Raw genomic sequence first — 12,411 nt, forward strand, 5'->3', positions numbered from 1 at the left:
TTCGACTTCTTTTATAATGAATCAATCAAAACCATGTTTTTTGTATGTTACAGGCGGGATGAGCGTCTGTGGATAAAAAAATAAAGCAAGGATATGCCTCTTATAAATCATCTCAAGTGAGAGCTATCACAAATTGAAGGTAGGTACAGTGTGTAATGGTGCCGGCGTGCTTCTTCACAAGCGTAAAGATGATGTGCGCTGTCGCGCAGTTGTTGTGGGGGGGCCTTGCTATTATTATTCACGGGCGTTGTTGCGAAGTGGTTTTGGGTGCTTTAGAGATGTTTTTTAAGAAAGCCCGTGAATGGCAATCCAAGTATATTCCGTTTGGGACATTTTGTTTTAGGTGAGGGGGAGTGAGACTAAAAAGACATGTGATAAATAAGAGCATGAGGCAATAGGTAATCTCCGTTATTTTAAAGATATTGCTTTAGATGTCTTTGAAAGGCGTAAAGCTGAATTAAAAGGAAATGGCAAAGATGAAAACTGGTTTTTACCTTAAATTTTCATATTCTTCCCAAATTAGGCTGTTTTCCTGTTTTAAGAGATTATACAAACAGAGATGCGCAATATTCTTGCCTCCATTTGGCATACAAAAGCTATAACAGCTGAGAGAAGTACTAAACTGTCTTAACATTTGTTTCAAACATACTGCTGCGTTAGGTTTGGATGTTGATTTATAGGCAATACTAAACACACACGCTCTCTTAAGAAGACAATGTCATAAAACACATAACTTTCCAGCAGTAGATTAGAGAGAAGTGCCGGTTTTTTATCAGACACTTTGCAAAACAACAACCATAACACAACTAGCTTTATGTCTACTTATCCTTACAGGTGTTTGCACAAATTCTTTGCATCATATTTATAAAGATCAAATTGACGATAATATATGGACAATTCGTGGTTCGATAATATGAAAGGTTTACGTGATACGATACTACAAAAATTTCGTGTCCTTTTATCATCAGAGGCAATAAAAATGCTAGAACAAGCGCGTTTGCTATTTTGCAATATTCTTTTTTCTGCAATCGGTTGTGGTTTTTTTGAAGCAAATTATACGGCTCAATATGTAATGTGTAAGAAAACCATTCTGATTGATTGAATATAAGAGGGCTTGAGATGAAGGAATGTTTGAGGGGAGCATTAAACAAACGAAAGATGAATTATCATTATAAATTAAGAGATTATTATGATTAGCTTCAATTTAATAAACCAATTTCACGCATTTTCATTAAAATTGTGTGATTAATTTTACCTGTTACAGGAAGATCAAATATTTTTTGAAACTGTTTTAAGGCTTCTATCGTCTTTTGATCTTCTATTCCTGTGACAATAACCTCCTCATTCCCAAAAATATGTAAAGCTTTTTGCACTTGTATAATATCTTCAACAGAAGGCTCTAAAATAGCTTCTTTTAAGTGTGTCATATTTTTTGTATTGTTTGTTTCTATTTCGCTTTGCTTAATTAATATCGCGATTTCATCTGCTGCGGGATTAGATAGAACATTCTTTTGCATTCTCTGAGCAGTTTGCTGTTTCCATAAAGTGATGGCTCGGCGTGTTTTAGGTCCTTCCAGTCCATCTAATGGACCATCATAAAATCCTAATTTTGCTAGTTCTTTTTGCTTTTCCAGCATGCTTGCTGATTGAGAGGGTAAAGGTGAATTTGTGTGGTTATGACTTTGAGAATGTACAGAAGCTACACGGGAGAGTTCTTGTGATTTTTCTTCTTTTTCCGATAAAGTAGAGCTCTTACCTATACTTTGAACAGAGGAAAATTTCATTTGAGTTAAAATATTTTGATGCGTTGTCATTTGCGAAAATAAAGCATTAAATGAAATAAATAAAAAACTAATGCTAAAAAGAAGAAATCCAACAAAAAATAAAGTATTTTTTCGTGTATAGAAATAAAGAGTTTTTGCACTCCAAAAAATAAAATGAAAAGTTATAAGAAGAAGTGTTATAACAATACTACTGTAGTATTTACGGTGTTTTACAGTTTTTTTTCGGTATGTCTTTCGTTTTGTTGCCATTACTTTTATTTTCAGTTGCGTTTATTTTTTACAAAGAAACAAATATAAATTAGGAAACGAATATGAATCAGTTCTTACTTCCAGCCAGAGAGAAATGCATTGACATTATTGATTTTTCCTTTCAAACTCCTAGAATGAGCAGCTTCATTATATCAATTTATAAGTTGATAAATCAACAAGAGTTCTTACCAACTTTTATTCATTTCATTTTTTTACAAATCTTTAATGTGTATAAAGAGAGCACCAAATGATTAGCATTCAAGATCATTTTGGTGTTTGCAAACTGCATTATCACATATAATTATCTAAACAATAATGCCACGTTATTCTTCATTTTGTGCCATATGTTTGCCTATTATTTAAAATAAAATTGAAAATATTTGCCTATAACGCTAAAAAGATGACAATCGTTATCTATTCTTTATAATTTACATATAGATGGTTACTGATCCATAAACGGTTTGGTAAGAATAATTATCTCTTAATAGTATTATATTTTGGTATAAATTCCTTCTATTAAATAATTTTCATAAGTATCAATTAAATTGATGTTTACAATGTTATAGAAAAAAACTGGCTTGAGATGTAATCATAAGAGATGCAGTTATTTTTTTGATGTTTTTATCGACATGTTGACCATTTTCATAACATTCCAGTAAAAATTTTATAGATAATATAAATATTTTATCGACACTAGAGTCAGAATAACAGAATTTTACTCTTTTTAGCCTTTTCAACTAAGCTAAGATGGTGGACTATTATTTAAAATAATTATGTACACAACATGATTATCTCTCTCATTTTTTATCATAGTATGTTCATTAACATGACCAGCTTGTAAGTGTATAATTTTGATGTTAATTTTTTACTGAATAGACAATGTATCCCATTTTATACAGCGGAATTGTGCCATATTTATAAAAAAGCCAATGATATAGATCCAATACATGAATACTCAATTTTATAAAAAGCACATTTTATAAATTGTTTATAAAGCAACAGTGTATAAAATGCTTCTTTTATTGTATTGACCACTGCGGTACATTGATTATCCATGATACGTTTTTTAATCAAATTATCATTTTTTTTATTTTTTATTTTTGTCATTATTTCATTTTTTGTAGCAGATCCAAGCAGTAACCATTCTTCTAGCCCCCAAAATAATGAGACAACAACGAGCGATGTGATTATTGCTTTTAAGGAAGCCTTAAATGACTTAGGCGCATTTTGTGACCGTAATATAAAAACCTGCAAAGTAGGAAAATCCTTTTTAAGTTCACTTGGCGAGCGCGCATATTACGGTGCAAGAGCTGCTTATGAATATTTAGGGAACATATTAGGAAACAAAAATGATATCAGAGACTTCCCCTAATGTTTCTTACAAAATCGAAATACAAGAGTTCTTACAAAACCATGCAATGTTATCTTGAAATAAGGATTTTTAACGTTCTTCGTGTTATTTATGTTAGGAAGAATAAATATTTATTTTTTATAAGTGTATTCAAGAATGATTATTCAAACGAAACAGGACTAAAATAATGGCGGAAACAATCGGTAATATTATAGAAAACTTTTCGCTTTTGGATAATTGGGAAGATCGTTATCGTTATGTCATCGAGCTTGGCTATGAATTGCCACCTTTTCCAGAAAGCGCTCGAAACGATGCTCACAAAGTTCCTGGTTGTGTTAGCCAAGTGTGGCTTTTATCTTCACGTAATAACTCAAAAGATCCAATATTGACGTTTCAAGGTGATTCCGATGCTCATATTGTGCGTGGACTCATTTACATACTTCTTGCTTTTTATTCAGGCAAAAAAGCTTCTGAAATTCGCAATTCTGATGCTCAAGAGCTCTTTGAAAAACTTGGTTTAAATGAAAATCTTACACCACAACGATCAAATGGTCTGAAATCAATGATTAAACGGATTCGTAACGAAAGCTATATGTAATCCCCTTGGTAGAAATTGCTATATATACAAAAGCTTCACACAAAACATGTATACTAAAATCAACTTTATACATGAAACCATTTTTTCGCAAAATAAGATTATTTAGTTTTTTTCCGTTTGCTTTTGCGTCCAAGCCCCATTTCTTTGGCCAAAGCCGATCGTGTTTTTGCATAATTAGGCGCCACCATAGGATAAGAACTATCTAACTGCCATTTTTCACGATATTCCTCTGGCAACATTCCATAATGTGTCATGAGATGACGCTTTAGAGATTTAAACTTCTTTCCATCTTCAAGGCAAATGAGATAATCAGGAAATACTGAACGCTTCGGATTAACGGCAGGCCTTTGTTTTTCAACTTCGACTTCTGTTAACTCTAGATTCCCTGCTTTACGAAAAGCAGCATGGACATCAGCAATTAAACTTGGCACTTCAGTCGGTCGAATAGAATTATTACTCACGTAGGCAGCAACAATATCAGCAACCAATGTAATAACTAAATTGCTTTCAGTCTCTAAGACTGCACGATGTTCCATTCTTGTTTCCTTTAATTTAAAATTGAGTAATTCAAAATCGAGATATAGTGCATATACTCATGATATAAAGATCTCATGCACATGAGCTTCATATTGTACAAAAATCTTTTTTGTCAATTCAATTATTCTATAAAATTGCCAAAACACAAAAAAATCAAATAAATACCCATTTTTTGTCATAATATACAATAAGAAAAACGAAATTATTACATGCTAAAATATATTTTTATCCTATAACATATCATACATAATATATAATACATCACAAATATAAAAAAATATATGATAAAATTTATTTATTTTTTTTGAGAACGTAAAAATAAAATTACTAATTATAAAAATATAATATATAAATTATTATATTTTTTTTGAATACTTATAGTTTAGTAAGTTTATGTTTAATAAGTTTTAAATTCATTTTTATTATTTATATTTATAAAATTTAATAATAAAAAACATGATGTATTATAAATATGACATAATAGTATTATTTATAATATAAAATTATTCATTAAAAGGAGATAGGACATTTTTATTTTTTATACAGTAATAATAATATTTTAGATATATTTATTCCTCTCTGTAAAATTATGCGATTATACTGTTTCAAAAAAAATCAATTCTTTTTCTAATAGTTTAATTGTTTTACCAGTCACTTTCATTATAAAAGTGGTGTTATATCCCTAGAAAACAATAGCTGTGATATGTAATGAACAGAAAGGTATTAGTTTTAAAAATTATCATGGTGCTATTTTTGCAAGTGAATAGAACTTATAGATTTTTACACTTGCATCAATCATTGTGATTCTAACATATAAACGAAGCTATTAACATATTTTAATATAGGATTGTGTATGACTCGCACTTTTGCAATTCCTCCCAAAGCATCTAGAATCACTCATAAGGAAATATATCATGGTATTTTTCGTGATGATCCCTATCATTGGCTACGTGCGTCTAACTGGCAAGATGTTTTTAAAGATCCTAACTGTCTTGATCCCAATATTCGACATTATCTTGAAAAAGAAAATGCTTATCAATCAGCTCAAATGGCTGATACAAAACCATTACGAGATTTGCTTTTTACCGAAATGAAAAACAGGATCCAAGAGAATGATAGTTCTGTTCCTATAAAACATGGTCCTTTTGCTTACGGATTCTCTTATGTTACCGGAGGCCAACAACCACATTATTTTCGGACACCAAGGAATGGCGGAGAAAAAAACGTGTACCTTAATGGTGATGTCTTGGCAGAAGGCAAAGAATATTTCAAATTTGGTTCAGTTCAAGAATCTCCTGACCATACACATGTGGTATGGACCTATGATGACAAAGGATCAGAATTCTATACAGCTAAAATTCGTAATTTTGAGACATTGTCTGACTGTATGGACACAATTACTGATACATCTGGTCAAATTGTATGGGATGCTAGATCTGAAGGTTTTTTCTATACTAAGATGGATAAAAAACACCGACCTTCAGAGCTCTATTATCACCAATTAAACACATATCAATCACAAGATAAGCTTATTTTTCGTGAAGACAATCCAGGTTTTTTCTTAGATGTAAGCGGTTCTAAGCTTAATGATGTTATTTATATTAATATTCATGATCATGAAACATCCGAGATCTGGTTAATTCCTGCTGAGGCGCCTTTTACTGTTCCCCAATGTGTACGGAAACGACAAAAAGGTATTGAATATTCACTTACAGAGGGTGGTGATGTCTTTTATATTCTGACCAATTTAGATAATGCAAAAGATTTCAAAATTATGGTAGCGCCATATACATCTCCACAATCAGAAAATTGGTCTGAGTTTGTCCCACATCAGCTTGGGTGCCTAATATTATCCCATGATGCTTATCAAGATTTTCTTGTCTGGATCGAACGTTTTGAGGGGCTTCCACGTATAAAAGTGATGGAACGTACCACTAAACAAGTGAATTCCATTGCTTTTACTGAAGAGGCTTATTCTTTAAGTTTGCAAGGAGTTGCAGAATATAACAGTCCAACTATTCGTTTTTCCTATTCATCTATGACAACACCTGATCAAGTGTTTGATTATGAGATGAAAAATTGTAAACGAATGCTTTTAAAAACGCAAATAATTCCCTCTGGGCATAATAAAGATGCATATGTAACACGACGGATTACAGCAATAGCAGACGATGGTGAGAAGATTCCTATTTCACTTTTTTACCACAAAAACACTCTCCTTGATGGTGGTGCGCCTTGTCTGCTTTACGGTTATGGTGCTTATGGGATCTCTATTCCTGCCAGTTTCAATAGTAATGTACTTTCTCTAGTAGACAGAGGTTTTATTTACGCGATTGCTCATATTCGTGGAGGAAAAGAAAAGGGAGTAGAGTGGTATGAGAAAGGAAAGCATCTCTTTAAGCACAATACATTTACAGATTTTATTGCTTGTGGGCGTTACCTTGTAAACAATAAATTCACTTCTCACGACCGGCTGATTGCTCATGGTGGTTCAGCAGGGGGGATGTTGATGGGAGCCATTGCCAATATAGCTCCCCAGGATTTTGCTGGGATCGTAGCGAATGTGCCTTTTGTTGATGTCTTAGCGACAATGTTAGATGCTTCATTGCCACTCACACCTCCAGAATGGGCCGAATGGGGGAATCCTCTTGAATCAGAAGAAGATTATAAGCTTATTGCTTCCTATTCCCCTTACGATAATGTCAAAGCTCAAAACTATCCCCCTATACTTGTGATGGCAGGATTAACAGATCCTCGTGTAACTTACTGGGAGCCTGCAAAATGGGTGGCAAAATTACGAGACCTAAAAACAGACGATAATGCAGTTTTATTACGTATTAATATGGATTCAGGGCACGCTGGTGCAGCTGGACGTTTTTCAAAGCTAGAAGAAGTTGCCTATATCTATGCATATATTCTAAAGATAGCAGGAAAAGACTTTTGCTAATCCATAATACTTCTGTATGAAAGTCTCCGATAATTTATTGGATTATAGAGACTTTCATACACTAAAAAATTATCTAGATAGTTTAAAATTCACATTCTTCATAAAGTTCCAAAACATAGTCCCAATTAATTAAATGGTCTACAAAGGATTCGAGGTACTTCGGTCGAGCATTGCGATAATCAATGTAATAGGAATGTTCCCACACATCGACACCCAAAATAGGGCGAGCATTGTGCACTAAGGGATTTTCACCATTAGGCGTTTTCATAATTTCAAGCTTGCCATCTTTAATAGCAACCCATGTCCATCCAGAACCAAATTGGGCACTAGCAGCAGCAATAAAATCAGCGCGGAATTTGTCGTAACCACCTAGATCAGCGTCAATAGCTTTTGCTAACTTTTCAGGAAGTTTTTGGCCACCACCATTTTTTTTCATCCAAAGCCAAAAGTGGTTATGATTGTAATACTGCGCTGCATTATTAAACAAACCAATATTTTTTCCAAAACTTTTTTTAACAATATCTTCAAGGCTTTCATTTTCTAAGCCTAACTCTTTCACAAAATTATTGGTGTTGGTAAGATAAGCAAGGTGATGCTTATCATGATGATATTCAAGCGTTTCGCGTGACATATAAGGCGAAAGGGCATCGTAATCATAAGGCAACGGGGGCAATTCAAAAGCCATTTAAAAATCTCCTCGATTCTAATTGTTAAGCTTATTTCATAAGCCTAATTTGCCATTTACCGCATTTAAAAGCAAATGTTGAATACCTAGTTTGTATGAAATAGTTTTAATGTTTCTCTTTTTGTAAAAGAAGCTTTTAGGAAATGTATATTCATCAATCAAAAAGGGTATTGGTCTACATAAAGATTGCTTCTGAAGATTTTTTTACATCTATGAGTGGGTAATAAATATCATTATCTTTTGAATAAAAAGTAAATGGAAATAGTTATTATTCCTTGTTTTTGTATCTCTATTTTTTCAAATACCATATAAAATGTTTTTAATTTTTGCAAAACTCTTCCAGTTTATTGGTGTATCATAATGTTTTCAACAGAATATTAAGTGTTATTTTTTAGGAAATATTTTTCAATGTGCTTGATTTTATTTTATGGTGCTACCCATGAATAATATAATGTAAAAATTAGTGGACATTACCATCTTTATGCTTAATGCAAGAGCACAGCAGCACTATTATACACTTACCGATTGCCAATTTGGTGACAGCTTTTTTCTTAAATTGAGCAAGATGGGATTTTAATATATCAAGAAAAGTAAATCATATGCAAATTTATTAGATACATGAGTAAACTGCAAGATTTTCATTTTCTGTTCCTAGAAAATCAATACAAAGAGCAAAATAATTGATGGATAAATGGTTTTTTCTTATGTTAAAATCACAACTGTATATCAGTTTCTGCTACGAATTTGTATCGATGGCAATGCCATACAAAACTCAGAAATTTTATGATAAAAAAGTAAAGTCTTTGATTTTCAGATATTGCGTCCAATCACAGGAATCGCTATAAAGTGCAAGACGTCGCTATAAAGCGTGTTTTTTTGGGGTATAGCCAAGTGGTAAGGCACCGGTTTTTGGTACCGGCATTCCCTGGTTCGAATCCAGGTACCCCAGCCAATATTTAATTAAATCAATAGGTTATATAAAAGTTCGGGAATTTTGATTCCGTCGATTCTTTTAACTTATTTTCCACCTATCCCTAACTTTTTTGAAGTTTTTTGATTGCTTCTATTGCAAGTCGTTTTCTATCGGCTGTTTTGGTATAGAGGGATGCCATGTTATCTTCTGTCCAGCCAAAAAGCGCTTTCATTTGCGAAACTGTCGCACCAGCATTTGCTGCACGTGTTGCTGCTGATTTTCGCAATCCATGCGCTGATTTTTTAATACCTGCTGCATTACATGCTTTACGAAACAGATTACCAAAACTTTCTTTGGTCAGTTTTTTACCTTCTTTACTGCAAATAAATGTTTCATCTCCAATAGGTCCAATTTTAAGTGTTTCTGCGAGTTCTGGCAAAATCGGGAGAAAAACATCTGTTTTAAATTGGCTCTTTTCTGTTTTTAAATGAATAATATTATCTGTTGTGATATCTTGCCAGCCGATACGAACGGCATCACCACGACGCAAGCCTGTATAAAGAAGAACATCAATCCAGACGCGTTCATGTGTACCATGTGACCAACGGTGATAATATTTGTCTATGTCCTCTTCTAGCCATGGCAGTAATCCCTCACTGTTTAAAGATTTTGGTGCTTTTATATTAAAGGCAGGATTTCTATTTAAAAGGGCATTATCAACCGCCCAATTAAAGAGACCGTTTAAAGAGGTCAAAAAATGTTTTGCCGCCGCGGGGGTCTCTCGCCTTCTGTCTACGGCTTCAAGAATGTGTTGTTTGTTTATGCTTTTATATGCACGATCACCGATATGTTTAGAAACATTATTCAGAATTCGATATTTAACTTTTTTAGTGGATTCTGATTGATTATGCCATTGCATGCTTTGTAAATACTGATGCAGCAACCAATCGAAAGACCCTTCTGTGAGTCTGGTACGCCTCTTTGTTTTGGAGGAGCCATTTTGAGCTTGTTTAATAGCCAGCGTATAATTATCAACAAACTCTTGCGTTCCATAGGTTCCTTCAATCCGAAACCGTGGTCCATGACCAATACGTACATACCATATAACTTTACCATGGCGTGTACGTTCACGAACAAGATGCAGTGGACGGCGTTTTGGCATGGCTAAAACTTTATACCGTCGACAGAGGGGCAGCTTTTGCTGGTCTCGTAGTCTTCTTGCTCGTTTTCAAGTGGTGGAAAATCGTCAATGCTATAAGTATTATCTGTCGTTGTTGGTGTTATGGTTTTATTGATATGAATTAATAATTCCCCTGTAGGTTTGATTTCTATGAGTTCACATCCTTGTTTTTTAGCTTCTCTTAAAGCACGAGCAATAGCTGGTTGCGTGATAGTAGGTGGGCGGTGTGGCATGTTTATTCCCCTTCATTTTAGATGTAATTCACTCGTGGCGTGAATCACGCTGGTGTTAAAATTTTGTTTGTGTTGCTAGAAAGGAATGTCGTCTTTTGCTGAAGAGTCGCCGTTCTGGGCGGTCATAGTTCGTTTACAAGCTTCTGAATTATCATAAATTTTTGTATCGCCATAAATTCTTGAATCATTATCGATAACCACATTTCCATAAATTTCTACGCTTCCAAAAATATGACCTCTATATATTTTGACGTTATTATAAATTTTTGCATTTCCAAAAATCTCTGCACTATAAGCAACTTGTGCGTTATCAAAAACCTTAGCGCTATCGTAAATATTGGCAAACAAATACGCCTTGGCATCATTATAAATCCAACAATCGTTTTCATGACTTAAATTGTCTTCATGCTCTATAAAGCCGCCAAGATCACCTGCCTTTACATCTCCAAAGTCTTTCAATGCACGGATGCGGTAAAGCGTAATGTATCCATCAAACTCTATTGTTTCATCAGTAAGTTCGTATTTTCTCATCTGGTTTTTTCTCTAGTTGAGATTCTTCTATCGTCATCAATCCAGTCGTCCCAACATACACATGCTTCACCGTAAATTTTTGCATGACCGTAAATATGCGCATCACCGTAAACTTGCGCATTGCCGTAAACACGCGCCCTATCGTAAATGTATGCCTCACCGTAAACTTGTGCATTGCCATAAACTTCTGCATTATCAAAAACGTGCGGTTCACCGCAAATATATGCATCACCGTAAACTTCTGCATGACCGTAAATGCATGGTTCATCGAAAACTTCTGCGTTGCCATAAATACGAGAATTGCCGTAAACATGTGCATAACCGTAAACTTGTGCATTTTCGTAAATCTTAGCATCATCATAAACCTTGGCATAACCCCCAATCCAGCAATTACCATGATGCGATAAGTTGTCTTCTTTCTCGATATAGCCGCCAAGATCACCTTGCTTGACGTTCCCAAAATCTCTCAATGCACGAATGCAGCGGAGCGTTTTGCGCCCAACTTCGATTGTTTTATCTGTCAGTTCATATTTTTTCATCTGGTCTTTTCTCCAGTTGATATGGCGTTATAGTCATCAACGTGTGCGCTACGGTAAACTTCTGCATCACCGTAAACTTTTGCTTCTCCGTAAATTTCTGCCTTATCGTAAACACGTGCTTCATCGTAAATGCGTGCATCATTGTAAACTTTTGCACGCCCATGAACATGTGCATTGCCAAAAACCAAGGCATCACCAAAAACCTTGGCATAACCATAAACCTCTGCATTATGGGAAACGCATGCATTACCGTAAACTTCTGCATGATCATAAATTTTAGCATCACCATAAATCCTTGCACTATCGCCTACATGCCCGTCTTTAATTTTTGCATTGCCATAAACTTCTGCCTTATCGGAAACATATGCATAACCGTAAACATGTGCATTTTCTAAAACTTTTGCATAATCGTAAACGCGTGCATAACCGTAAACCTCTGCCTTACCGTAAACACGTGCTTCATCGAAAACGCGTGCACAATCGTAAACCTCTGCCCTGCCGTAAATGCATGCATCACCGTAAACTTTTGCTTCTCCATAAATTTCTGCACGACCGTAAACGCGCGCTTCATCGAAAACAAGTGCATTGCCATAAACACGGGCATCTCCAAAAACACAAGCCTTATACCAAATCCAACAATTGCCCTCATGGGATAAGTTGCCTTCATGCTCTATAAGACCGCCTAGGCTGCCTGCTTTAATACCACCAAAGTCTCGTAAGGCACGAATGCGGTGGAGAGTTTTGCCATCAACCTCAGTTGTTTCATCAGTAAGTTCGTATTTCTTTTCCATGGTTTATTTCCTTGATTTGCGTACAATCCACCCGTGGCGTGAATCACGCATGTGTTGAAAGTGTTAGGAAAGG

General features: G+C 34.6%; 12 protein-coding genes, 1 tRNA gene and 1 pseudogene. 6 read left to right on the forward strand and 8 right to left on the reverse strand.

The genetic code is table 11. The annotated features are described in order from the left end of the window. The first annotated feature begins 148 nt into the window (after positions 1–148). Both ACFIK1_RS01190 and ACFIK1_RS01195 read left to right on the forward strand, forming a co-directional pair. Positions 149–289: a hypothetical protein gene (locus tag ACFIK1_RS01190; RefSeq protein WP_375661890.1), complete on the forward strand. Its 141-nt coding sequence runs from the start codon at positions 149–151 to the stop codon at positions 287–289. 624 nt (positions 290–913) lie between these two features. Next, complete coding sequence (locus ACFIK1_RS01195) at positions 914–1,102, forward strand: hypothetical protein (protein WP_375661891.1); 189 nt, start codon at positions 914–916, stop codon at positions 1,100–1,102. 97 nt (positions 1,103–1,199) lie between these two features. Here ACFIK1_RS01195 and ACFIK1_RS01200 read toward each other — a convergent pair whose 3' ends face one another. Next, positions 1,200–2,033 carry a peptidoglycan-binding protein gene (locus tag ACFIK1_RS01200; RefSeq protein ID WP_375636199.1) on the reverse strand — a complete coding sequence of 278 codons (834 nt, stop codon included), beginning with the start codon at positions 2,031–2,033 and terminating at the stop codon, positions 1,200–1,202. A gap of 1,054 nt (positions 2,034–3,087) precedes the next feature. Between ACFIK1_RS01200 and ACFIK1_RS01205 the strand changes: the two are divergent. Together ACFIK1_RS01205 and ACFIK1_RS01210 are read left to right on the forward strand one after the other, a co-directional pair. Further along, positions 3,088–3,463: pseudogene (locus ACFIK1_RS01205) on the forward strand (DUF5330 domain-containing protein). A gap of 108 nt (positions 3,464–3,571) precedes the next feature. Then, on the forward strand, positions 3,572–3,982 hold the full coding sequence (locus ACFIK1_RS01210; RefSeq protein ID WP_375611146.1) for a SufE family protein: 411 nt from the start codon (positions 3,572–3,574) through the stop codon (positions 3,980–3,982). Positions 3,983–4,080: 98 nt separating this feature from the next. On the opposite strand, the gene ACFIK1_RS01215 is transcribed toward ACFIK1_RS01210, so the two are convergent. Then, complete coding sequence (locus ACFIK1_RS01215; protein WP_012754848.1) at positions 4,081–4,518, reverse strand: MucR family transcriptional regulator; 438 nt, start codon at positions 4,516–4,518, stop codon at positions 4,081–4,083. An 854-nt stretch (positions 4,519–5,372) separates the two neighbouring features. Between ACFIK1_RS01215 and ACFIK1_RS01220 the strand changes: the two genes are divergently transcribed. Continuing rightward, a complete protein-coding gene (locus ACFIK1_RS01220) occupies positions 5,373–7,466 on the forward strand; it encodes a S9 family peptidase (RefSeq protein ID WP_375661892.1) in 2,094 nt (697 codons plus the stop codon). 82 nt (positions 7,467–7,548) lie between these two features. Here the strand turns inward: ACFIK1_RS01220 and ACFIK1_RS01225 are convergent, their stop codons facing one another. Then, on the reverse strand, positions 7,549–8,151 hold the full coding sequence (locus tag ACFIK1_RS01225; protein ID WP_375661893.1) for a superoxide dismutase: 603 nt from the start codon (positions 8,149–8,151) through the stop codon (positions 7,549–7,551). An 877-nt stretch (positions 8,152–9,028) separates the two neighbouring features. Between ACFIK1_RS01225 and ACFIK1_RS01230 the strand changes: the two genes are divergently transcribed. Beyond that, positions 9,029–9,103 (forward strand) — tRNA-Gln (locus tag ACFIK1_RS01230). An 82-nt stretch (positions 9,104–9,185) separates the two neighbouring features. Here the strand turns inward: ACFIK1_RS01230 and ACFIK1_RS01235 are convergent. The 5 genes from ACFIK1_RS01235 to ACFIK1_RS01255 all read right to left on the reverse strand — a co-directional run bounded on the left by ACFIK1_RS01235 (position 9,186) and on the right by ACFIK1_RS01255 (position 12,338). After that, complete coding sequence (locus ACFIK1_RS01235) at positions 9,186–10,226, reverse strand: tyrosine-type recombinase/integrase (protein WP_375661894.1); 1,041 nt, start codon at positions 10,224–10,226, stop codon at positions 9,186–9,188. A gap of 2 nt (positions 10,227–10,228) precedes the next feature. After that, the gene (locus ACFIK1_RS01240; RefSeq protein WP_015857131.1) at positions 10,229–10,477 is read right to left on the reverse strand and encodes a hypothetical protein; all 249 of its coding nucleotides are present in this window, start codon (positions 10,475–10,477) and stop codon (positions 10,229–10,231) included. Positions 10,478–10,552: 75 nt separating this feature from the next. Then, positions 10,553–11,008, reverse strand: a complete 456-nt coding sequence (locus ACFIK1_RS01245) for a hypothetical protein (RefSeq protein WP_375651248.1) — start codon at positions 11,006–11,008, stop codon at positions 10,553–10,555. After that, complete coding sequence (locus ACFIK1_RS01250) at positions 11,005–11,547, reverse strand: hypothetical protein (RefSeq protein WP_375661895.1); 543 nt, start codon at positions 11,545–11,547, stop codon at positions 11,005–11,007. Before ACFIK1_RS01250 ends, ACFIK1_RS01245 begins: the two co-directional genes overlap by 4 nt. Beyond that, positions 11,544–12,338 carry a hypothetical protein gene (locus ACFIK1_RS01255; RefSeq protein WP_375661896.1) on the reverse strand — a complete coding sequence of 265 codons (795 nt, stop codon included), beginning with the start codon at positions 12,336–12,338 and terminating at the stop codon, positions 11,544–11,546. Before ACFIK1_RS01255 ends, ACFIK1_RS01250 begins: the two co-directional genes overlap by 4 nt. Between the last annotated feature and the right edge of the window lie 73 nt (positions 12,339–12,411).

It is taken from the genome of Bartonella sp. OC16QHHD, assembly GCF_042194035.1.
In the GTDB taxonomy this organism is placed as follows: domain Bacteria; phylum Pseudomonadota; class Alphaproteobacteria; order Rhizobiales; family Rhizobiaceae; genus Bartonella.

Bases quoted from the DNA above. Each gene is read 5' to 3' on its own strand.
- ACFIK1_RS01200 (WP_375636199.1), bottom strand. From the start codon at position 2,033: ATGGCAACAAAACGAAAGACATACCGAAAAAAAACTGTAAAACACCGT.
- ACFIK1_RS01250 (WP_375661895.1), bottom strand. From the start codon at position 11,547: ATGAAAAAATATGAACTGACAGATAAAACAATCGAAGTTGGGCGCAAA.
- ACFIK1_RS01255 (WP_375661896.1), bottom strand. From the start codon at position 12,338: ATGGAAAAGAAATACGAACTTACTGATGAAACAACTGAGGTTGATGGC.
- ACFIK1_RS01240 (WP_015857131.1), bottom strand. From the start codon at position 10,477: ATGCCACACCGCCCACCTACTATCACGCAACCAGCTATTGCTCGTGCT.
- ACFIK1_RS01245 (WP_375651248.1), bottom strand. From the start codon at position 11,008: ATGAGAAAATACGAACTTACTGATGAAACAATAGAGTTTGATGGATAC.
- ACFIK1_RS01215 (WP_012754848.1), bottom strand. From the start codon at position 4,518: ATGGAACATCGTGCAGTCTTAGAGACTGAAAGCAATTTAGTTATTACA.
- ACFIK1_RS01210 (WP_375611146.1), top strand. From the start codon at position 3,572: ATGGCGGAAACAATCGGTAATATTATAGAAAACTTTTCGCTTTTGGAT.
- ACFIK1_RS01220 (WP_375661892.1), top strand. From the start codon at position 5,373: ATGACTCGCACTTTTGCAATTCCTCCCAAAGCATCTAGAATCACTCAT.
- ACFIK1_RS01225 (WP_375661893.1), bottom strand. From the start codon at position 8,151: ATGGCTTTTGAATTGCCCCCGTTGCCTTATGATTACGATGCCCTTTCG.
- ACFIK1_RS01235 (WP_375661894.1), bottom strand. From the start codon at position 10,226: ATGCCAAAACGCCGTCCACTGCATCTTGTTCGTGAACGTACACGCCAT.
- ACFIK1_RS01195 (WP_375661891.1), top strand. From the start codon at position 914: ATGAAAGGTTTACGTGATACGATACTACAAAAATTTCGTGTCCTTTTA.